18 protein-coding genes are annotated in these 21262 nt (G+C 70.0%); 12 read left to right on the top strand and 6 right to left on the bottom strand.

Annotation, left to right across the window (positions count from 1 at the left end; genetic code table 11):
• The 4 genes from FMP39_RS33375 to FMP39_RS33360 all read left to right on the top strand — a co-directional run.
• On the top strand, nt 1–1128 hold a 1128-nt coding region (locus tag FMP39_RS33375), incomplete at its 5' end, for a HAMP domain-containing sensor histidine kinase (protein ID WP_141594072.1).
• A 253-nt stretch (nt 1129–1381) separates the two neighbouring features.
• Nucleotides 1382–2590: an MxcI protein gene (locus FMP39_RS33370; protein ID WP_141594071.1), complete on the top strand. Its 1209-nt coding sequence runs from the start codon at nt 1382–1384 to the stop codon at nt 2588–2590.
• Between the two features lie 90 nt (nt 2591–2680).
• Complete coding sequence (locus tag FMP39_RS33365) at nt 2681–3304, top strand: MXAN_6652 family MXYO-CTERM-anchored protein (protein ID WP_141594070.1); 624 nt, start codon at nt 2681–2683, stop codon at nt 3302–3304.
• 145 nt (nt 3305–3449) lie between these two features.
• Nucleotides 3450–4643, top strand: coding sequence for a serine/threonine-protein kinase (locus FMP39_RS33360; protein ID WP_141594069.1), 1194 nt, complete (start codon nt 3450–3452; stop codon nt 4641–4643).
• A 6-nt stretch (nt 4644–4649) separates the two neighbouring features.
• Here the strand turns inward: FMP39_RS33360 and FMP39_RS33355 are convergent, their stop codons facing one another.
• Nucleotides 4650–5018: a helix-turn-helix domain-containing protein gene (locus FMP39_RS33355; RefSeq protein ID WP_141594068.1), complete on the bottom strand. Its 369-nt coding sequence runs from the start codon at nt 5016–5018 to the stop codon at nt 4650–4652.
• Between the two features lie 199 nt (nt 5019–5217).
• On the opposite strand from FMP39_RS33355, the gene FMP39_RS33350 reads away from it, so the two are divergent.
• Both FMP39_RS33350 and FMP39_RS33345 read left to right on the top strand, forming a co-directional pair.
• Complete coding sequence (locus FMP39_RS33350) at nt 5218–7107, top strand: serine/threonine-protein kinase (RefSeq protein WP_141594067.1); 1890 nt, start codon at nt 5218–5220, stop codon at nt 7105–7107.
• Between the two features lie 31 nt (nt 7108–7138).
• Nucleotides 7139–8059, top strand: coding sequence for a DUF2381 family protein (locus FMP39_RS33345; protein ID WP_228558550.1), 921 nt, complete (start codon nt 7139–7141; stop codon nt 8057–8059).
• 134 nt (nt 8060–8193) lie between these two features.
• On the opposite strand, the gene FMP39_RS38275 is transcribed toward FMP39_RS33345, so the two are convergent.
• From FMP39_RS38275 to FMP39_RS33320, 5 genes are read right to left on the bottom strand one after another with little or no spacing between them, the layout of a single operon-like run.
• Nucleotides 8194–8919 carry a hypothetical protein gene (locus tag FMP39_RS38275; protein ID WP_228558549.1) on the bottom strand — a complete coding sequence of 242 codons (726 nt, stop codon included), beginning with the start codon at nt 8917–8919 and terminating at the stop codon, nt 8194–8196.
• Nucleotides 8920–8931: 12 nt separating this feature from the next.
• Nucleotides 8932–10185: a DUF4150 domain-containing protein gene (locus tag FMP39_RS33335; RefSeq protein WP_141594065.1), complete on the bottom strand. Its 1254-nt coding sequence runs from the start codon at nt 10183–10185 to the stop codon at nt 8932–8934.
• Complete coding sequence (locus FMP39_RS33330) at nt 10173–11264, bottom strand: hypothetical protein (RefSeq protein WP_141594064.1); 1092 nt, start codon at nt 11262–11264, stop codon at nt 10173–10175. The genes FMP39_RS33335 and FMP39_RS33330 overlap by 13 nt, the downstream gene beginning before the upstream one ends.
• 1 nt (nt 11265) lies before the next feature.
• A complete protein-coding gene (locus FMP39_RS33325) occupies nt 11266–12270 on the bottom strand; it encodes a DUF2169 domain-containing protein (RefSeq protein WP_141594063.1) in 1005 nt (334 codons plus the stop codon).
• Nucleotides 12271–12320: 50 nt separating this feature from the next.
• The gene (locus tag FMP39_RS33320) at nt 12321–13616 is read right to left on the bottom strand and encodes a TIGR02270 family protein (protein WP_141594062.1); all 1296 of its coding nucleotides are present in this window, start codon (nt 13614–13616) and stop codon (nt 12321–12323) included.
• A 577-nt stretch (nt 13617–14193) separates the two neighbouring features.
• On the opposite strand from FMP39_RS33320, the gene FMP39_RS33315 reads away from it, so the two are divergent.
• The 6 genes from FMP39_RS33315 to FMP39_RS33290 form a co-directional block, all read left to right on the top strand.
• Nucleotides 14194–14679, top strand: a complete 486-nt coding sequence (locus FMP39_RS33315; protein ID WP_141594061.1) for a chemotaxis protein CheW — start codon at nt 14194–14196, stop codon at nt 14677–14679.
• Nucleotides 14676–16385, top strand: a complete 1710-nt coding sequence (locus FMP39_RS33310; RefSeq protein WP_141594060.1) for a protein-glutamate O-methyltransferase CheR — start codon at nt 14676–14678, stop codon at nt 16383–16385. The genes FMP39_RS33315 and FMP39_RS33310 overlap by 4 nt, the downstream gene beginning before the upstream one ends.
• Nucleotides 16385–16996 carry a chemotaxis protein CheW gene (locus tag FMP39_RS33305; protein ID WP_141594059.1) on the top strand — a complete coding sequence of 204 codons (612 nt, stop codon included), beginning with the start codon at nt 16385–16387 and terminating at the stop codon, nt 16994–16996. Before FMP39_RS33310 ends, FMP39_RS33305 begins: the two co-directional genes overlap by 1 nt.
• Nucleotides 16993–18636 (top strand): methyl-accepting chemotaxis protein, encoded by a 1644-nt coding sequence (locus FMP39_RS33300; RefSeq protein ID WP_141594058.1) that lies wholly within the window; start codon nt 16993–16995, stop codon nt 18634–18636. The genes FMP39_RS33305 and FMP39_RS33300 overlap by 4 nt, the downstream gene beginning before the upstream one ends.
• A complete protein-coding gene (locus FMP39_RS33295; RefSeq protein ID WP_141594057.1) occupies nt 18636–20816 on the top strand; it encodes a response regulator in 2181 nt (726 codons plus the stop codon). Before FMP39_RS33300 ends, FMP39_RS33295 begins: the two co-directional genes overlap by 1 nt.
• A partial coding sequence (locus FMP39_RS33290; protein WP_141594056.1) for a response regulator occupies nt 20813–21262 on the top strand: 450 nt, incomplete at its 3' end. The genes FMP39_RS33295 and FMP39_RS33290, both read left to right, overlap by 4 nt.

Raw genomic sequence — 21262 nt, 5'->3', positions numbered from 1 at the left:
CCCCCCGGGTCCCCCACCGAAAATCTGCGCGGCTTCGTCTACCTCCCGCTCGCCATGGAGGACCTGATGAGCGAGCTGCACTTCATCGGCTTCCAGGAGACCATCGACCTGGAGGTGTACGACGGGACGGAGGTCCGCGACGACGCGCTCCTCTACGCGTCCAGCCTCCCGGCATCGCGGGGGGCCCCCGTCTTCCAGCAGGACGTGAAGATACCCGTGGCTGGCCAGACCTGGACGCTGCGCTTCAACGCGCGCCAGGCCTTCATCGCCGCCAGCACCACCGAGCAGCATGGCACCGTCGTAGGCGCCGGGCTGATGGTGACGCTGCTGCTGTTCTTCATCACCCGCTCGCAAGTCCGCGCCCGGACCACGGCCGAGGCCGCCAACACGGAGCAACAGCGGCTGACCGACGAGGCCCGCGACGCCGTCCAGGTGCGCGACGACTTCCTCAGCATCGCCGCGCACGAGCTGCGCACGCCCCTCACCAACCTCAAGCTCCAGCTCCAACTGCTGTACCGCCAGCTTCGCGGCGAGGAGCCCCTGGACGTGGAGAAGCTCGCGCAGCGGGTGCAGTCCTGCGAGCGTCAGACTTCGCGCCTGGCGACCCTGGTGGACAGCCTGCTCGACGTGTCCCGCCTGGCGCGCGGCCACATGGAGCTGAACCTGGAGCCCGTGGACCTGGACGAACTGGTGCGCGAGGCCGTCCGCCGCTTCGAAACGGAAGCCAGGACAGCGGGGGTCCAGGTGACGGTGGACTCGCCGGCCCCCGTGACGGGCCAGTGGGACCGGATGCGGCTGGAGCAGGTGCTCACCAACCTGCTGTCCAACGCGCTCAAATACGGCCACGGAGCCCCCGTGGACGTACGCGTGCGCTCGGACGAAACACAGGCGATGGTGGAGGTGGAGGACCACGGCATCGGCCTTCCACCGGAGGACGCGCAGCGCATCTTCGACCGCTTCGAACGCGCCGTCTCCAGCCGCCACTATGGCGGGTTGGGCCTGGGGCTCTTCATCACCCGCCAGCTCGTGGAGGCAATGGGAGGCCACATCCGCGTGGCCAGCACCCCGGGCCAGGGCGCCACGTTCACCGTCGTGCTGCCCTTGAGCGGCCCACGGGCCGTGGCTTGACGCTCCCTGCCTTGCGGGACGCGGCAAAGCCCTTCAATGACAGGCAGGAGGAGGAATCTGGGACGCGCGCAATGTGCTCGACCGCCACAGACACCACCGCTGAGCCTCGCGGGCCTCCCGCCTGCTTCTTGACTTTTCATGAATTCCGCCTAAACAACTCCTGAAATTGAGAATGCGTATCGTTTTCACCCAAGCCCACAACTCGGTTCCGGGTGAAACGGCGCCCCACTCCACTTCCAGGAAGGCCGTCTTCATGACGCATCTGTTTGCCCGCTCGGGTTTCCGACTCTCCGCCGCTGCGCTCGCGCTGTCCCTGCTGGGCGGCTGCGACGACTCCGGCGACGACGACACCGGCCCGCTGTACGCCCTCACCACGCAGGACCTCAACGCCGACCCGGCGGCGAGCTACGTGGTGGTGACGCGTGAGGCGGAGCAGACCGCGCAACTGTCGCTGGACGGCGCCATCAAGGTGTCCGGCCGTGCGCTGGGCGTGGGCATCCGCAAGTCGGGCCAGGTCTACGTGGTGTCGGACGACAGCCCCGTCGTGACGCGCTACTCGCTCACCGAGGGCGGCGGCCTGGAGCAGTCGGGCACGGTGAGCTTCGCCAGCCTGGGCGTGATGTCGCTGGGCGAGTACCAGGCGAACTTCCAGTTCGTGTCGGCGACGAAGGCGTACTTCTTCGACGGCATCACCGCGCAGGCGGTCATCTGGAACCCCACGGAGATGACCGTCACCGGCAACATCGCGCTGGGCGACCTGGAACTCGAAGGCACGGAGATGGCCTTCTCGGGCTCGGTCGTCTCGGACAACGGGCAGCTCATCATTCCCGTGGGCTGGCGTCCCGTGGCCGGCGTGGGCATCACCCCGAGGACGGGCGTGGTGGTCGTCGACACGGCGACGGACACGGCGACCATCGTCACGGATGAGCGATGCGGCTACGCACACGACGCCGTGCTCGCCCCCGACCGCAAGGTCTACGTCGCGACGGAGGCCTACGGCGCGGCGGTGCACCGGGTGTCGGCCGACGCGGCGCCGGAGCCGTGCCTGCTGCGGTTCGACCCGCAGACGCGGACCTTCGACGCCGGCTTCCACCGCTCGCTGTCGGAGCTCGTGGGCGGCGGCACCGCGGGCTCGCTCGTCCCCGGCCCGTCGGGCACGGCGTACCTGCGCGTGCTCGATGAGAGCGTCGCCCCGGTGCAGGAGGGCGCGCATCCCCGCGGCATCGCGAGCGGCGCCGGCTGGCAGTGGTGGGCGCTGAATCTCAACACGCTGACGACGTCGCGGAACACCCAGTTCCCGGCCACCTCGGGCAGCAGCTTCCTCTTCCACACCGAGAACCAGACGCTCTACACCGAGTTCGGCGCGGGCTCCGCGTCCACGACGCTGCACGTGCTGGGCGACAACGGGCGGCCCACGCTGACGACGCGGGGCCTGTCCTTCTCCCTGCTCCAGCTCCGCTAGGCACCAACGCCAGCGGAAGTCCCCGGGGCTCCGCTCTCGCGGGGCCCCGGCTGTAGCACCACCTGGTTTCACCCACCTCCTGGAGTGTCCATGCGTCTTCCGTTCCGCATCGCGGGCGTCGTCGTCGTGTCATCGCTGTGGTCCATCCCCGCCTTCGCCACCAGCACGGGCGTCACCGGCCAGACGGGCAAGACAGGCCCCACGTGCAGCACCTGCCATCAGGGCGGGGACCTCCCCACTGTCGCCCTCGAAGGTCCCGCCACGCTCGCGCCGGGCGCCACCGGCCAGTACACCTTCATCATCCGGGGTGGCCCCGCCAGGACAGGCGGCGTGGGCATCGCCGTGGACAGCGCGGCGGCCACGCTCCAACCCGGTGAGGGCATGAAGAAGCTCGGCACCGAGCTGACCCATTCGCAGCCCCAGCCCTTCGCGAACGACGAGCTGCGCTTCAACTTCAGCCTCGTCGCCCCCGCGACGGACGTCACCCTCACCCTCTTCGGCGCTGGCAACTCCTCCAACGCGGACCTCCATACCGACGGAGACCGGGCCGCCGCCACGAAGCTGAGCGTGAAGGTGGGCCAGGGCACGCCGGGCCTGGAGCCGGGTGACAAGGACGAGGAGAGCGGAGGCTGCGCCGCCGCGGGCAGCGCGCCGCTGTGGGCCCTGCTGATGGCCGCCTCGCCCCTGGCCCTGCTGCGCCGCCGCCGGCGCTGAGACACCCCGCACGCGCTCCCGGGGATGAGGTCCACGCCTCATCCACCGTGGAGGTGAAGATGCGCCAGGCCCCATGCGCCTCTTCACCCGGCTCCAATCACAATATAAACTGTGGAGGTTTATATCTAAAAAACCGGGAGTCTCCGTGCCCACCCACCCCACGCAGCCCAGCTTCCACCCGATGACCGAGGAGGAGCGGGCCCGGGAGCATCCAGCGCGACGGCCGACGCTCTTCCAGGTCGCGGGAACGCGGTACATCTATGTCAGCACCCTGGACACACGTCCCAACGGCGAGGTCCTCATGCTGGCCGAGCGACAGGAGCGCCACGGCCTGAGCGGGCCGGTCCTCATCCGGCGCGTGCGCTCTCCCGCCACGTCAAGGCGCAGGCACCGATTGGTGGAAGAGGTCCAGCGGGCCTATCGGCTGAACCACCCGGCCATCGCCAAGGTCCTCCTGCTCACCGTCAAGTCAGGCAAACCCTACGTCATCATGGAGTACGTGGACGGCCCCACCCTGGACGGCGTGTTGAGCCTGATGGCCCTGCGGCGCCAGCCCGTCTCCACTTCCTTCGCACTGTACGTGGGCGCGGAGGTCGCCGACGCGCTGGCCTATGCGCACCGGCTGGCGGATGACCATGGGGCGCGGCTCGGGATGATTCACCGGGACGTGAGCCCGCGCAACGTGAGCGTGGGAATGGGCGGGGAGGTGAAGCTGACGCACTTCGGCGCGGCCTACACGCACCTTGGCGGGCGCGAGGAGACCCAGGGCGGCCTGCGCAAGGGAGATGCCGCCTATACCTCGCCGGAGTACCTGCAGTGTCTTCCATTGACTCCCGCGGCGGACCTCTTCTCGCTGGGACTCGTCCTGCTGGAGCTGGCCACGGGACGCCACCTCTTCCATGACGCCCTGGAAAGGCTGGCGGAGCCTCCTCCATGGCGGCAGCGGGCTCCCGTGGAGGAGGAGCCCTCGCTGCCGCTCACGTATTTGATGATGTTGATGGACGCCTACACGCCAGACGACGTGGAGCAAGCAACCGTGGGTCTGCCCGAAGGCTTCCGGGCCGCGTTGAGGAAGGCCCTCCGCAAACCCGCCGCCGAGCGCTACACCACGGCGGAGGACATGCGCGACGTGCTACGGGAGTGCCTCGTCCAGGTTCGGGAGGCCAGCGACGGCCGCCCCTATGGCCGCAAGGAGGCCGCCGAAGAGCTCGCCCGCCTCATCACCGGGGCCAGCCAGAACCGCGACGCGACGGTGCCTGGCAACGAGCGGTTCTTTTCCTCCGGGCTGGAGGCCCATGAGCTCGGAGCAGCCACTCCCGCCGTGACGACCGAGCCCTGATGCCCCCTATCGGGTCAGCGCGCGGGCCATCGTGACGAGCGCCTCCAGCTTCGGCTCGTCCAGCTCACGCGCCAACGTCACCAGCCGGCGCAGCAGCGGCGGCTCCTTCTCCTGCTCACGCCGCTCGTCCTTGCCGGGCCGGGCCAGCCCCAGCAGCTCATCCGTGGAGATGCGAAGAACCATGCTGAGGCGGCGCAGCATCCCCGCGCTGGGGACCATCTTCCCGCGCTCCACTCGGCTGTAGACCATGGGGTGCATATCCACCAAGGCCGCCACCTCCACCTGCGTCAACCCCAGGCGCGCACGCGCCTCACGTGCAGCCTTTCCCACCATCATGCCCAGTTGTTCGTCCATACGCGGGAGAACGTAGCGCATCCGGAGGGGATGGCTGGGGTGGAAGCAACGACCGGCGCCTGGCGAGGCGAAGGGCAAGACTCTACCTTTGGGGTTTTGGAGAAGATAAATTCCCACTTCCGCCACGTCCCATCCCTCCAGAGACAAGCCCCATGCGACAGGGAAGCGATGAGCTTGACAGGAGAGGCGCGCGGCGGAGCGAGCCTCCAGCGGTGGGCGCATGAAGGCCCAGCGCCTTCGGGGAGACGTGGGCATCGGCACCCAGGTGGGGGGCTTCGTCGTGGAGGGCCTGCTCGGGATGGGCGGCTGCGGCGCCGTCTTCCGCGCCCGGCGAGGCACCGCGCGCTTCGCACTGAAGCTCCAGTCGCTCTCCGCCCTGGGCGGTTGGGCCCAGCGGGAGGTGGACATCCTCCGGAGGATGAACCACCCCAATGTCGTGCGCTTCCACGCGTGCGGCCTGTGGCGGGACACCGCCCCCGAGTGGTTCTACCTGGCCATGGAGCTGGTGGAGGGGCGACCGCTGAACCGGTGGGTGGATGAGGAGAACCCCAGCCCACGACAGGCGGCGGCGCTGGCGCTGGGGTTGGCCCGAGGACTCGCGGCGGCGCACGCGAAAGGCGTCCTCCACCGGGACCTCAAGGAGTCCAACATCATGGTGCGGGATGCCACCGGGGCGCCCGTGCTGGTGGACTTCGGCGTGGGCTCCTATCCCGGCGCGCCTCGCCTCACCTGGGGGGTGCTTCCCCCGGGCACACCGCAGTACCGCAGCCCGGAGGCGTTGGCCTTCCGCAAGTCGCACGCGGGCGAGGAGGGGGCGCACTACGCGCCCACCGCCGCAGATGATCTGTATGCGCTGGGCGTCGTCCTCTACTGGGTGCTAACGGGCCGCTCCCCCTTCCCCGCCCCAGGGACGCCGTCGGAGGTGGAGCACGTCATCTCGCAGCCACCCGAGCCGCCTCGCGCCGTGAACCCGAGGGTGCCCGGTCCGCTGGACGCGGTGTGCTCGCGGCTGCTGGAGAAGCAGCCCACGGCGCGCTTTCCCAGCGCCGCCGCCCTGGCCGAAGCACTGGAGGCAGCACTGGCCGCCGCGGACGTCGAGTGGGACCGGCCGCTGTGCGCGTCGTGGGAGGAGCCACCCGAGCGCCCAGCGCCACCGCCACCACAGGGTGGGCTGGAGGCATGGCGGCACCAGGGTGAGCCCGCGTTGTCGCCGCCCAGACGCGGCAGACGACCAGGGCGCGCCCGGCCTTCCGCCGACGGTGGCCGCGCGAGGCCAGGGGACGCACGGGAGGAGGCGGCGCCTGGGGGCGCAGCGCATTCCAAGCGACTTGCGCCGAGGGCCTTACGTTCCTGGAGACCCGCCGCACTGGCGCTCATGGTGAGCACCCTGGCCGCGCTGACGCTTGCATGGGAACTCACGCGACGCGACGACGCGCCTCCAGCGAGCAGGGAGCGTCCAGAAATGGCGTCACCGCACACCTCGCCGGAAGCTGTCCGGGCCGCGGTCCCGCCCTCACCGGCGGCCCTCCTCCCCGCGACCGCTGCCCCTCTCATGGCGCGCGACCCGAAAGAAGCATCACCCGTGAAGAAGCCAGACATCGCTCCCTCATCTCCTCTCCCCTCACGGCCATCGCGCTCAGTGGGCACACTGGCCCGGCGCGCCGCCGCCACGGCTGCCGCATGCACCGCGCTGGCTTGCCCGAGCGGGCCCGAGGTGCGTCCCGCGCCACCCTCCGAGCCATGCCCAGAGGGCGCGCTGCAAGCCATGGAGGCGCGAGGTCTCCGCGTGGGTGAGTTGGGCTCTGTGATCTTCGCCCGAGGCACTCCGAAAAGAATCACCGTGAGCGAGGGCTGGGTGCGCGTCCGCATCGGGGCCACGCCCTATGAACTGGCGAACGCGACTTTGAGCGGACGGCTCAGCGTGAGCGAGCGGGTCTACGGTCGCTTCACGGAAGCAGAGAAGGACGGCGAGCGATTCCCGGTGTGCATGGAACTCTACTACCCAGGCGATAACGAGCGCGGCACGCCGCGCGTGTCAGGAAACCATCCGCCCGCCGAGCCCATCATCGACTCCGTGGCGGGCCTGAAGGTGGTGAGGCGCTTCGAGTGATACCGCGTTCCCGCACCAGGGCGCTCCCGTGATGAATGCCTCCGCGACGGCCCTGCTCATTCACACGCTCTTTGTGGCGCAGGCTGCATCCACTCCGCTGCCCCCTGTCGCGCCCTGGGCACAGACAGTGCGGCGCCTCACGGTAGGCCTCCATGCTCCCCGGGCCGCAACGCCGCCCCCGGAAGTGCGCATCAGCCCTGGAGTGGGCACGCTGCTGCTCTTCGACACGCCAGTGGCCCGCGCGGAGCTGGAAGGCGAAAAACGCTTCACTCGCGTCCGACTGGCGGGTGACACCCTGACGCTGATGCCTTCCCCAAGCGTGGAGGACAGCGAGGAGTTGCGGCTGACCGTCCACTTCGCGGACGGCGCCGCGCCCACGAGCGCGACATTCAGGTTGGTGCCCCACCCCACCCTGGCCGACCGTCAGGTGGAAGTCCACCGACAGGCCCGAAGCGCGGACTCGCTCCATGCCGAGTTGCTGGAGAAGGAGGAAGAGCTGCGGCGCCTGCGAAACGAACTGGCGCGAATGGAGGCTGCCCGGAACCTACCAGATGGCCTCACCGGCATGCTGGCCACCAAGCAACTGGACGCCAATGGCATACGGGCGCGATGGCGCCGTGAACAACTCGTGCTCCATCCGCGCAACGCGCTCAATGTAACGAACGCAACGACCTATCGCGCCGCCACCCAGGTGGCTGTGTTCGTCGAATGCGAGGAACTGCGCGGGGACGCGCAATGGGAGGCCCGGAGCGCGACGCTGGTTCCCCGCGAGGGGGCCGCGCTCCGCGTGCTACGCGTCTGGCAGGCCGCGCCCACCGCTGCGGGCATGGTCGGCCAGTTCATCGTGGAAGCGGAGGCCACGGACACCATGAGCCCAGGCCCCTACACGCTGACGGTCTGGGCGGAGGGCGACAAGCGCTCCGTCATCCTGGGCAACGTGATGTTCCCGTGAGGGCGTCCGCCGGGCGCAAATCAGCCCAAGCAACGCCCGTGTCCTCGCAAGAAGCGAGGCGCGTCCCGCGCACACGACACGTCGAGCCGAGGTCCAACGTGTTGCGGGCGGAGATGCCGACTCTTCCGCTGCGCCTACCGGGTGACGACGCTCTTCAGCCCCGTTCGTGCCTCGAACTCCTGGCGCAGTCGCTCCAGCTCCGCCGAGTCATCGCATCCCAGGATGAATGAGAAGGTGGGCTGAGTCGGGTGTCGGTAGAGCAGCAGCGCGGCGTCTCCCCGCTCGTACAGCGCGCAGTGCTCGGCAGGCGGGATGCGCTTGAAGCCCTTCTCTTCGGCCAACGCAGTCACCACGTCCGAACGGTAGCGAACTGCGGCATCTGCATCATCCGGCGATGAGAACTTTCGCCGGAAAGGCAGTTGCGGCAGACGAAGCTCCTTGAAGGCTTCGTAGTAGAGGAATTCCTCCAGCCCCACATACTGGGGGGTGCTTACCTCTGGAGGATTGTTTTCTGCCAACACCCTGCGGACGACCATGCAATCGTCGGCTCCATGCGGACCCAGGCGATCGAGGAACCAATGTCGGCTGGAGAGTCCGTTATCTTCAGCGAAGAGGATGTACCGGTCGCTTTTCAGCCAAGACAGGGTGTAGGCGTTGAGCGCTCCCTCAATCGAGAGAGAGGCCTCGGCAAGCTCAACATCTCCCATGCTTGTTCCCATAGTCTCAAGAAAGCGACGGTAAGCACCTGGAAGTGCACCCGCACGTCTCTCGAGAGTGGCTATGTCATATTTATCTGCTGGCTCAATTTCCCGAGAGAAGCCAGGGTGGTATTTCTCGACGAATTCAATAAAGGGTTTCATTAGAGCTCCGACCTAGGCGCAGTTTGTATTGCAGTACATGGCGGGAAGTTTTTCCTGGCAGTTGGCGCATGAGGGCACATTCTCGCCGTTGTTGAATGCCTGCTCGCGCTCTTCTGGTTCGGAGAGCTTCTTGGTGGCCAGGTCTTCTAGCCGAACCTTGAACTTGATTCTGGGGCCGCGGTCGGGCTTGAGGCCCTCGATCGCCGGGTAGAACAGTCGCTCGATGAGTTGCCTTGGTTTGTGTCCCCCATGCTTTTCCATGATTTGCTTGGCGGCGCAGTCCCAAACCTTCTTCTCGCTCTCAGGGCCAACAGGCGGACTTGCGCACTCAAACCCCGCGGACTGCACAGCTTTCATGAAGCCCGGAGGGGCCTGGCCTGAGCAGGCGGCGAGCTTTCTTCCTTTGCATGTGCATACCATGGCTCCAATCATGTAACCCTTGGTGTATGAGCCTGTGCCTAGGGCGTATCGAAGCACTGCATTTGCATCCAGGAAGACATCAAGTGCCTCAATCTGCTCTCCGAGAGCCGCGATTTCGACTGGGAGTGCGGCCAGTTCCTCTCGTTGCTTCGAATTTATCCCTCTGCCCATTCTCCTATTCTCTTCCGTGTTCTTTTCTTCCAACTGAATGAAGAGCTTTTCTTTCTGATTCATCTCCTTGGCGAGCTTGCTGCGCTGGAGAATCTGCTGCTTCTGTGCGTCGAGCGCTTCCTGGAGTCGAATGAACAGCGCCGCAATCGCCGTCTGCGCCTCTTCTCCCGCCTCCAGTGGGTGCGTCTTCCCGCAGAGCGAGCACAGAATGTCATCGCCGTAGATGACGGTCATGACGCCGGAGGCCTGGATGATGCCCGTCATGGTGGCGGCATTCGCGGGGCTGCCGGACGGTCCGCAGTTGTTGAGCATGGGGTCGCCCAGCAACTGCACGTTCCTCCCCTCGATTTTGACGTTCATCGAGCCGGGGCCGATGAACTTCGTCGGGCCGTGGGTGGTGCTGGAGACGAGGCCACCTCCCGTCCCCTTGCTGGCCATGTCCCCCTTGCTGCCGAAGCTGGCACCGGCAATGGCGACGGGGTGCCCGTTGATGGTGACTGTCTTCGAATACCCCTCGGGCGAATCGCCGCTGTTGCCGATGTTGGGCAGGGGCGTGGGCACGAAGGGCGCCGGTGGGCCGGGCATCTTGCAGACGTTGGGCAGTGTGGCCGCGGCAACTCCCGCGCTGCCTTGGGTAACGGGCGTCCTCGGGAAGTTGACGGTTACCTTGGCCATGGTTTCACTCCTCCTTCACTTCCGGACAGTGGCTCTTCCAGCAGTGCGGCGGCGCGCAACCCGGCTTCCGAACTGCCCCAGAGTAGCGCGCGGGGGCCGCTCGCATACCGACGCCGCCAGGACTGCGCGCAGAGGACGAGGTTCAACGCCCCCGTGGCGGCGCCCACCTCGCCGCAACTGCTCACAGGTGTGTGAATGACGGAGGCGTCGCGGAACGCGGCCCCCAGCCGCAGGGCGACGAAGCCCCACTCCTCGGAGCGGTAGCGCTCGCCGTTGAGATCGCTGTGGACGCACGCCACCACCTCGCGCGTGTCCTCCAGCGGCACGAGCGCCTCCCCTACGGCGGCCGTCAGTCCCTCGCCCAGGTTGAGAGCATCCGTGTGGATGAGCTTCGTCTCACGGGCCGTGGCGGCGGCGCGCACCGTGGCGTGGGGTGCCAGCCTCCACCGACGCGCGTCCGGAGCGGCCATCACCGCGACGAAGGCCGCGGCCTCGCCGGGGGCGAAGCCCGTGCGCGTCCCTTCTTCCAGCCACTGGTTCCGCTCGCGCAGCCAGGCCAACGTTTGGACGTCGTGGTAGCTGTCGACGCCCCCGACAATCACCAGCGGACAGCGGGCGGCGCGGCCCACCCGTGTCATGGCGTCTCGGAGTCCCTCCAGCGCCGAGGCGTGGCCCGTCAGCCGAGGCTCCACCTGCAGGCGCAGACGCGCACTCCCGAGAGCCGCGAGCGCGGCGACGACGCGCGCGGCATCCGCGGTCTTCCAGCCCGGGCGCTCCTCGGGAAATCCCACCAGCACCGGCACGTCAAACCGCTCCGGGGGAATGGCGGGTGCCAGCCTGGCGAGGACTTCCTCCAACGCCATGGCCCCCAGTGCGGCCATGCGCGCCGCTCCGCTCCACCCCTGCGCGTCCAACAGCCCGTCCCTCGCGATGAAGGAATCGGACTGGCGCCCCAGCTCCGGCAACTGGACGCGCCGCACGCGGCTGATGCCCGCACGCACCGCCGCCGCGACGCTCTCCGCCGTCGTCCCCACCGGGGCACGCGCTCCCGATGCCACGAGTACCGCGTCGACGCCCATGTCAGTCCGTCCTCTCGGTAATGGCTGTGAAGTCGAGGCGCTCGGTGTCCTGGGGACCGACTCTCAAGCTCGTCTGGAAAACCATGCGCACCTTCATCACCTCAGGCTCAATGACGACGGTGCCCAGGGTGGCCTCATGGAAGCGCCGGACGGCACCGAACCAGGTGGTGAAGCCGAAGCGCAGGTGCGGCAGCGTGAAGTGGAGCGTGCCCTTCGGCGTGAGGTGCACCAGGGCCACCTTCTCTCCACCCACGAGGTGGCGTGAAGGCCGCTGGTCAGCGGGGGCGCAGAGAGAAAAGCGCTCGTCGAAGTCTCGCGGCAGCAGCGGGTGTCGCGTCTTCCGCCAGGCCTCGTCGAAGGTGCCTGCCAGTTCGAGCCGCGGAGACCAATAGCTGGCGATGGGGCCAAAGCCAGCCGGCCCCGACTTCGCTGGGTTGCCCCGCAGGTATTCGATGCGGTGAGCGGGCTGGTCCACCAGATGCGCCTCCCGGCTGGCCACCCCGCGGCCCACGGGGTTGCGCGAGTCACTGACGTGCTTGCGCGTGTCCGCGTCGCGCGTGTCGGTGCCTCCCCAGGCCCACTCGTAGAGAATGGGCTGGGTGACGAAGGGCTTGGGAGACGAAGGCCTCACGCCCGCCAGGCCGCGCGCATGGAAGCGCTCTCCGTGCACCACGAGCATCTTGTCGACATCGTGGATGCGGACGGCGACCTCGACGCTGGGCGCGGGCCGCCCACCGGGCGCATGGGCACAAGCGTTGATGAGGACGTCGGTGTTCAGCTTGGGGGCGACGAGTTCGGCCTCGTAGCGCAGACTGGAGCGCCCAGGCTCCCCCCAGTAGACGGGCTCCCGCAGCGGAGGCTCTTGCGCGTCGGCAGGGCGGAGGTGGCCCGCGTCGTCGACGTCGAAGGTCGCCTTGAGCGCGATGACCCAGTGGTGGTGGCCGTCCTTGTCACGAACCCACGTCCGCTCCGCCGCATAGGGTGTCTGGTTTTGAAGTACCCACATGGTTGGTGACGAGGCGTGCCGTGTGAAGGAGCGCGGCTTGGGGCCTGCCCTCAGCGCAGGCCGCTGTCGAAGGACCGCGTGTGGATTCGAGCGCTGGCTGCCCGGGCCTTGGCCAGCTCCGCGCGCTGGACGTGCGTGAAGGCCCGAGTGCGCACCATCAACGTGCCCTGACTCCGCAGCGCCAGCTCGCGGGCGAGGACATGGCGGCGCCGGATGGGGCTGGTTTCCAGCGCCTCCACCAGGACGCTGCCATTGAAGGGGCGACCGAGAAGGTACCTCGTCCCCTTCGCGAAGCGCTTCTTCTCCGCATCCCACCAGCCCCGGACGGCGGCCACGTTCGGCCAGGGCAAGTCGTCCTCGGGCCTGGGCACCAGGTCCGCGTCCAGGTCCTCCTGCAACTCCGGTGGCGGAGGAGCCCCCTCGGGCCTTTCGCCAGGGAGCAGGGCGTAGGGCGCCTCCAGCCGAAGGCCTGTCATGGCCGAGAAGGCCTCCCCGGCCAGTTGTGCCGCCGCGGGCACCTCCAGGTGCGCGACGCACGCCTCCATGGCCGCCGCCCGGCCGCTGAAGCCCAGGGCCCAGAGCGCATGGGGCCGGAGTTGTTCCACGTCCAGCAGCCCCAGCAGCAAGGCGATGTCTGTCTCACTGCCGCCCATGGCGAGCAGCACCATGGCCTCAAGGCTGTGTGCATCGCGAGCGCGCACGGCGGTGCGGCACGTCTCCCAGGCCGACCTCACGCCAGACGCAAGTCCCGCACCCATCGCCGCCGCGCGAATACTGGGGTGCGGGGAGTCCAGCAGGCTGGGAAGCAGCCCTCGCGCAACGTCTTCCGGCAAGGGCAGAGCCGCACGCAGGGCCGCAACCCGCGCCCGTTGCTCGTCATGGGTGATGAAGTGCGCCAGCACCTCCGGAGGTGCCTCCTGACGAAACGCCAGCGCCTCCAGCACCTCGACCTGCGGCGCGGTGTCCTCCTGCTTCAACACGTCGAGCAGGCGTGCGCCCAGCCCCGGGGACTCGCTGAGCTCCAGGGCCCGTCGGATGGAGCCACGCGCTTCGGGCTCGGCCTCGCGGAGTCGCAGCAGGACTTCGTCCACCTCGCCGAGGGCCAGCAGCGAGAAGGCCGCCGCGCAGATGCGAAAGGAGTCCTCTGTCGCGAAGGCGGGGCGCAGCACGGATTCAACCGAGGCGGATGCCCCCACCACCAGCCCGTCCAGATGCGCGAGGAGAAGCTCCTCCAACCTCGCAACCTCAATCAGTGAAAAGTCTGGCGCCCCCAGCGCCTTCTCCCACTGCAGCCACCGGAACTCGGCCTCGTCGAGGTGCTCCTCCAGCACCTCTACCAACACCATGGTGCCCGCCCCCCTCGACTCCGCGAAGCGCCGCTACAAGGGCTGACATGAACGCGCGAAGGATGTCTTGCTTCGCTGGCGGCCGACGCGTGAGAGCCATTGCTTTGATTGCAGTGGCGATGGCGAACATTAAGTGGAGAACGCGAGGCCGGGACAACACGCGCCAAACCCCGTACGGCAAGTCGCCGTCAGCCTGTGAACGGAACGTGCGGTGGCGTGGCTTGATTGGAGCAGCGCCCGTCAATGACATCGCCCTTCGGGGCAACGCAGCTCACTGGCCCATGCCGCCAGGACACCCGGCCGTGGCCGACGTCTTCCGGCCCGCACTGGGGAGTGCAAATCGACGGACGCGCGCGCGAAGCCGTCGCTCGTCTCCTGGGAGAGTGAGCGACCGTTCTCCCAGCCCCCACCCGCACGCGGGAGCCTTCGTCCAGGCAGGCGCGCAGCGGGCACTTGTCGTGTTCCCCCCGAACCATGGGCCCATCCCCCTGTCCCCACTGAGGACTGGTGGACACCACGACCGCGGGCCGACATCAATGTTCGACAGTGGCCACGTCCACGACTTATGTCCCAGGACATGATCCCCGCACCCACGGAGGTGCTGCTGTTCACCCTGAACGGCCAGCGCTACGGACTGCCCGCACCCGACGTGCGCGAGCTGGTACGCGCGGCGCGCCTGACACCGCTCCCTCGCGCGCCCGCCGTGGTGGAGGGCCTGCTGGACCTTCGGGGAGAGCTGTTGCCGGTGCTGGACCTGCGCCTGCGCTTCCGCCACCCGCCCCGCCCGCTGTCCCCCATGGACCACTTCATCGTGGCCTCCGCGGGCGACCGCTGCGTCGTGCTGCGCGTGGACCGGGCCGAGGGCCTGCGCGTCCTCACACCGGATGAGTGGGACGCCACGCCGCGCCAGCTTCCGGGCGTGGGCTATGTGGCGGGCGCCGTGAAGCTGAAGGACGGGCTCGTCCTGGTCCACGACCTGCGCACCTTCCTGTCCGAGGCCGAGGCCCTGGAGCTGGATGCCGCCCTGGCCGCGCCGCAGGAGCCAGAGCCGGAGCCGGCGTGAATTGGGGTCCCTGGAGCCACCCGGGTTATGCGGCGGTGCTCGCGCTCGTGGAAGAGCGCGCCGGGCTGGTTCCGCCGAGCTGCTCCGCGTCCGCCGAGGAAGGCATCGCCCGCGCCATGGAGCGGGCCGGGCTGAAGGACTTCGACGCCTACCGCGCGCGGCTCGCGGAAGACCCCTCCGCGCTGGATGACCTGCTCATCGAGCTCACCGTCGGGGAGACGTATTTCTTCCGCACGCCCGAGCACTTCGAACACGTGCGGAGCGTCGTGCTCCCGGACCTGCGCGAGCGCCACGGCCCGGACCACACCGCGCGGATGTGGAGCGCCGCGTGTTCGTCCGGCGAGGAGCCCTACTCCATCGCCGCGCTGCTGCTGGGCGAAGGCTGGGACGAGCACATGGCCGTGTTCGCCACGGACGTGTCGCGCGGCGCGCTCGGCCGGGCCCGGAAGGCCCACTACGGTGACTGGTCCCTGCGCGGCGGCTGGGCGGACCGGATGCGCGCCCACCTGCGCGCCGAGGGACGCCGGTACGTGCTGTCACCCGAGGTGCGGAAGCACGTGCGCTTCAGCTACCTCAACCTCGCGCTCGACACCTGGCCGTCGGCGGACAGCGGCATCTGGAAGCTGGACGTCATCTTCTGCCGCAACGTCCTCATCTACTTCAACCGGCCCACCATCGAAGCCGTCGCCCGCCGGCTCCATGACGCGCTGGATGAGGGCGGCTACCTCTTCACCGGCCCGTCGGACCCGCCGCTCGGTGGGCTGGCGCCGCTGGAGTCCATCCTCACCGAATGGGGCGTGCTGTACCGCCGGCCCCTGCCCGGAGCCACCCTCTCCCTGCCCGTCCCGGCCGCGTGGAGCCCGTCCTCCACCGGCGTACCCGGTACCGCGACGGGCACCACCTCCCTGGGCACCACCACGACGGGCCTGCCCTCCGGTTCCGAATCCTCCACGGGGACCGCGCTCCCGGGTGCATCCGCTCCGGGCCGTCCAGGCGGCTCCGCGCCCAGAACGACGGCACCGGCCTGGAGCCCCCCCGGAGCGGTCGGGACCTCCGCGCAGGCGGAAGGAACGCGCGCGGCGGGCCAGCCCCAGGCCGGCGCGGGGTCCGTCCTCGGGAACACAGCGGGCACCGGTGCCCCCGCCTCGCGAAGCGGCGCCCTCCCCAGGGCCGAGACACCGACACACGCCCCCAGCGCGGCGGCCATGCACGCGGCCCGGCAGGCCCTGGCGCGGGGCCACTGGCGCGAGGCGGCTCAGCACTTGGGGGCATTGGACTCAGACGCGGACACCGCCGCCCTCGCGGTGCGCGCGCTGGCGAACCTGGACGCCGCCGCCGCCGTCTACGCCTGCACCGAAGCGGCCGCCCGGCACCCCTTGGTGGCAGGGCTGCGCTACCTGGAGTCCCTGCTGCTGCTGGGCCAGGGGCGCGCGGCGGACGCGGAGCGCGCTGTCCGGCAGGCGCTGTACCTGGAGCCCACACTCATCGTGGCGTGGCTCATCCTCGGGCGCGTGCTACGCAGGCACGGCGACACGTCCGGCGCCCTGAAGGCCTGGCGCGAGGCGGAGCACCTGTGCAACGCCCTGCCTCCGGACGCGCCCGTGCCCCACGCGGACGGCGAGAGCGCCAGCAGGCTGGCCGAGGTGGCGCGTGGAGAGCGGTCACGCATGGAGGCAGCCCAGGCTGCCGGTGAGGAGCTGAGCTGATGCCGGGTTCCGGCGGAATCGACTGGGAAGCCACACGCGCGCGGCTGGCGCGGCTGGCCGACCTGGAGCAGGAACAGGGCACCTTGTCGCCCGAGGAGGCCACGGCGCTGCTGGAGGCCCGCGCCCGGGCACTCTCGCGCGAGCCCCGTCCCCAGGTCGACCCTGGCACCTTGCGCGAGGTGGTCCGCTTCAAGGCCGCCGGCCAGCGCTATGCCCTGGAGTCCCGCTTCGTCCTGGAGGTGGTGCGCGCGCCGGAGCTGGTGACGCTGCCGGGCGCGCCCCCCGCGCTGCGCGGCCTCACCCTGATGCATGGCGAGGTGCTTCCCGTGGTGGAGCTGGCGCCGCTCTTCGGACGCGCGCCTTCGGACGCCGCGGGCCCGCTGCTCGTGGTGGGCGTGGGGCGGGCGGAGCTGGGCGTGCGCACCGAGGAAGTGGAGGAAGTCACCGTGCTGGCGGGCAGTGAGCTGCTGGCGCCGCCCACCTCCCTGAACGACGCCGCCGGACACCTCGTGTCCGCGGCCGACAGGGAAGGCACCCTGGTACTGGAGGGAGAGGCGCTCCTGGGTGACAGTCGCCTCATGTTCGATATGTCCGGCGAAGGAGCAGTATGAGCATCGGGAACCGCATCGCACTCGGATTCGGACTGTCGCTACTGATGTTGCTCATCGTGGCGGGTGTGTCCTTCCAGGGCGCCAATCAGCTCACGACGAGCACGGCGGGCCTGCTGACAGCCCATGAGAACTTCCGCATCATCCGCGAGGTCCGCGCGCTGCTGATGGACGCCGAGTCCGGCCAGCGCGGCTTCATCCTCACGGGGGATGAGTCCTACCTGGTGCCCTACCGGGAAGCGACGGCGGCGCTCCAGAATGACCTGTCCCGCCTGCGCGAAACCATGGCGAACCACCCCCACCAGCGGGCGCGCCTGAACCGGCTGGAGCCCATCGTCACCCAGCGGGTGAACCGGCTGGAGGACGGCATCCGTCTGCGCCGCCAGGAGGGCCTGGAAGCCGGAGCGAAGTTCATCCAGGCCGGCAAGGGCCGGGAGGTCATGCTCCAGGTCAAGCAGGTCATCGACGAGATGCTGGTGGCGGAGCAGGAGCGCTGGGACGAGCACGCCACCGCCGCCCGGGACATGGCCCAGCGCATCCTCTGGGTGCTGGGCATCGGCACGCTGCTGGGCGTGCTCATCGTCGGCGGAGGCAGCTACATCATCACCCGCGGCATCACCACGCCGCTGCGCGCGCTCATGGTGGGCGCCGAGCAGTTGGGGCGCGGGAAGCTGGAGCACCGCATCGACGTGAAGGGCCAGGACGAGACGGCCCAACTGGCGCGCGCGTTCAACGACATGGCGGAGAAGCGCCAGCAGAACGAGGTCCAGCTGGAGAAGGAATCCGAGCAGCGCGAGCACACGCTCCGCACCGTGGCGGAGTTCGTCAACCAGCTCGCCGGCGCCAGCGCGGAAATCCTCTCCAGCACCACCGAACAGGTGGCCGGCGCCCAGGAGCAGGGCAGCGCGGTGACGGAGACGGTGAGCACCATCGAGGAAATCACCAAGACGTCCGAGGAGGCCGCGGGCCGCGCCCGCGCGGTGAGCGACTCCGCCCGCCACGCCGAGGACGTGGGCCGCAGCGGCCGCCGCGCCGTGGAGGAGGCCGTGGGCGCCATGGGCGCGGTGCGTGAGCAGGTGGAGTCCATCGCCTCGCGCATCCTCGCCCTGGCCGAGCAGGCCCAGGCCATTGGCGACATCATCACCACCGTCAACGACATCTCCGAGCAGACGCACATGCTGGCGCTCAATGCCTCCATCGAAGCCAGCCGCGCCGGCGAGCACGGCCGCGGCTTCGCGGTGGTGGCCTCCGAGGTGAAGGCCCTGGCGGACCAGTCCAAGAAGGCCACCGGCCAGGTGCGCCAGATTCTGGGGCAAATCCAGAAGGCCACCCACGGCGCGGTGATGACCACCGAGGAAGGCACCAAGAGCGTGGCCACCGCCACCCGCGTGGTGTCCGAGGCGGGCGCCAACATCCAGACGCTGTCGGACCTGCTGGCCCAGGCCTCGCTGACGGCGGCGCAGATTGCGGCCTCCGCCAACCAGCAGGCCACCGGCATCGGCCAGATTCGTCAGGCCATGCATGACGTGAATCAGGCCACGCAGCAGGCCCTCATCTCGTCGCGGCAGACCGAACGCGCCATGCAGGACCTCAACGGCATGGGCCAGAAGCTCAAGGGGCTGCTGGGAGAGTACGGGCGCTGATGGACCGCGACCGGTTGGCCCAAGCACTGCTGGCCACGTTCCTCGAGGAGCTCGAGGGCCACGTCGTCTCGCTCAACCGCGAGCTGCTGGCCCTGGAGCGTGAGACTGCGCCCGCGCGCATGGCGGAGCTCGTGGCGTCCCTGCTGCGCACGCTGCACAGCGTGAAGGGTGCGGCGCGCGCGGCCAGCGCCACGCGGGTGGAGACGGCCTGCCACCGCATGGAGGAGCTGCTGGAGCAGGTGCGGGACGCGGGCGCCGGCACGCCCGACGTGTACGAGCTGTGCTTCACCACCGTGGACGCGCTCGACGACGCGGGCCGGCGCCTGGCCGCGCGGGAGGACCTGGCGGGCTCGCCCCTGGAGAGCCTGCTGCCCCAGTTGGAGCGCGCCGTCGGACGCCGGTCCGGCGCCCCCGAACGCACGCGCGCCGAGCCGCCACCGTCGCCTCCGCCCATGCTGACGGACGCGGTGCCGTCCCCCTCCGCCGCCCCGGCCAGCGTGGAGCCGCATCCAAGCGGCGGCGCGTTTGCCGGAGCCGAAGCGCTGCCCGTGCGCGTCTCCGCGCAGAAGCTGGACGCGCTGCTGGCACGCAGCGGTGAGCTGCGCGTGGCGACGCTCCGGCTGGAAGGCCGCGCGGACGCGCTGGAGTCGGTGCGCGAGGCGCTGGCGCAGGCCCGCGAGGCGGTGCTCGGCACGCCCGGCGAACAGGCGCTGCTGCGCGCGGAGACGGAGCTGGCGCGGGTGACGCTGGAGCTGGCGGCGGACCGCCGGACGCTGGGCGGCGTGGCCACGGGCCTGGACGACGAGGTCCGCCGCGCGCGCACCCTGCCCTTCGAGGAAGGCTGCGAGGGCCTGGAGCGCGCCGCGCGCGACGTGGCCCGCAGCCTGGGCCGGCAGGTGCGGCTGGAGATTCATGGCGGCACGTTGGAGCTGGACCGGTCGCTGCTGCAGGGGCTGCGCGAGCCGCTGCTGCACCTGGTGCGCAACGCGGTGGCCCACGGCCTGGAGAGCCCCGAGGAACGCCAGCGACTGGACAAGCCCGCCGAGGGACGCATCCTCCTCACCGCGCGCCTCAAGGGCAGCCGCGTCGAGGTGACGGTGGATGACGACGGGCGCGGCCTGGACCTGGGGGCGCTGCGGGAGCAGGCGCGCGCCCGGGGCCTGCGAGTGCCTGAAAGTGACGAGGAGGCCGCGCGGCTGGTGTTCCTGGCCGGCCTGTCCACCGCGACGGAGGTGACCCAGGTGGCGGGCCGTGGTGTGGGCCTGGACGTGGTGCGCATGCACGTGGAGGGGCTGCGCGGCAGCGTGGAGGTGACGACCCGGTCAGGCCAGGGCACCCGCTTCATCCTGGACGTCCCCCTCACGCTGAGCACGCTGCGGGTGCTGCTGGTATCGGCGGGCGGGCAGACGCTGGCGCTGGCGAGTGAGAGCGTGGCGAGGCTGGTGCGCCTGGCGCCCGACGAGGTGCGCGACGTGGAGGGCCGCCCCGCGTGGGCCTCCGGTGACGCGCTGGTGCCGTTGGCCTCGCTGGCGGAGGTGCTGGGGCTGCCGCCCGGCCCGCCTCGCGCGCGCCGGGGCGCGGTGGTGTTGGCCGCGGGCAGCGCGCGCGCCGTGGTGGTGGTGGATGAAGTGCTCGCCGAACAGGAGGCGCTGGTGCGCTCCCTGGGCCACCGCGTGCGCCGGGCCCGGCACGTGTCCGCGGCGGCGGTGCTGCCGGACGGACGGCTGTCGCTTTTGCTCAACCCCGTGTCCCTGGTCCGCGCGGCGGGTGGCCGCCCCGCGGCCTCGCTCTTCCCCGTCCCCGCCACCCAGCGGACGCGGCGGCGGGTGGTGCTGGCGGACGACTCGCCCACCACGCGCGCGCTGGAGCAGAGCATCCTGGAGAGCGCGGGCTATGAAGTGGTGGCCTGCGTGGACGGCGCGGACGCCTGGGAGCGGCTCCAGTCGGGCGGCGCGGACGCGCTGGTGCTGGACGTGGAGATGCCGCGCATGGACGGCTTCGCCCTCACCGAGGCGGTGCGGGCCTCGCCGCGCTTCTCCCGGTTGCCGGTGGTGCTCGTCACCGCCCGTGGCAAGCCAGAGGACAAGGCGCGCGGCCTGCAAGCCGGCGCGAGTGCCTATCTGGTGAAGAGTGCGTTCGACCCGACGAGCCTGCTGGAGACGCTGAGACGACTGCTATGAAGAACAACCCGTTGCGCATCCTGGTGGCCGAGGACTCGCCCACCGCCCGGCGGCTGCTGGTGGAAATCGTCCGCGCCGACCCCGCCCTGACGGTGGTGGGCGAGGCCAGGGACGGTGTGGAAGCGGTGGAGCTGGCCCAGCGCCTGCGGCCCAGCCTGGTGACCATGGACATCCAGATGCCGCGGATGGACGGCCTGGAGGCCACCCGGCGCATCATGACGGAGGTGCCCACGCCGGTGGTGGTGGTGTCCACCCTGGTGGAGCGCGACATCCAGACGTCCATGGCCGCGCTGCGCGCCGGCGCGCTCGCGGTGCTCCAGAAGCCCCTGGGCCCGGAGTCCCCGGACTTCGACGCGGAGAGCCGCCGCCTGCGCGACACCCTCAAGGCCATGGCCGAGGTGAAGGTGGTGCGCCGCTGGCCGGACCGCGCCGCGCCCCCCGCGCCC

The organism is Myxococcus sp. AB056 (assembly GCF_006547365.1).
In the GTDB taxonomy this organism is placed as follows: Bacteria; Myxococcota; Myxococcia; order Myxococcales; family Myxococcaceae; genus Myxococcus; species Myxococcus virescens.
Note: the sequence above shows the minus strand (reverse complement) of the source record. Positions and strands in the feature narration are given on the sequence as shown.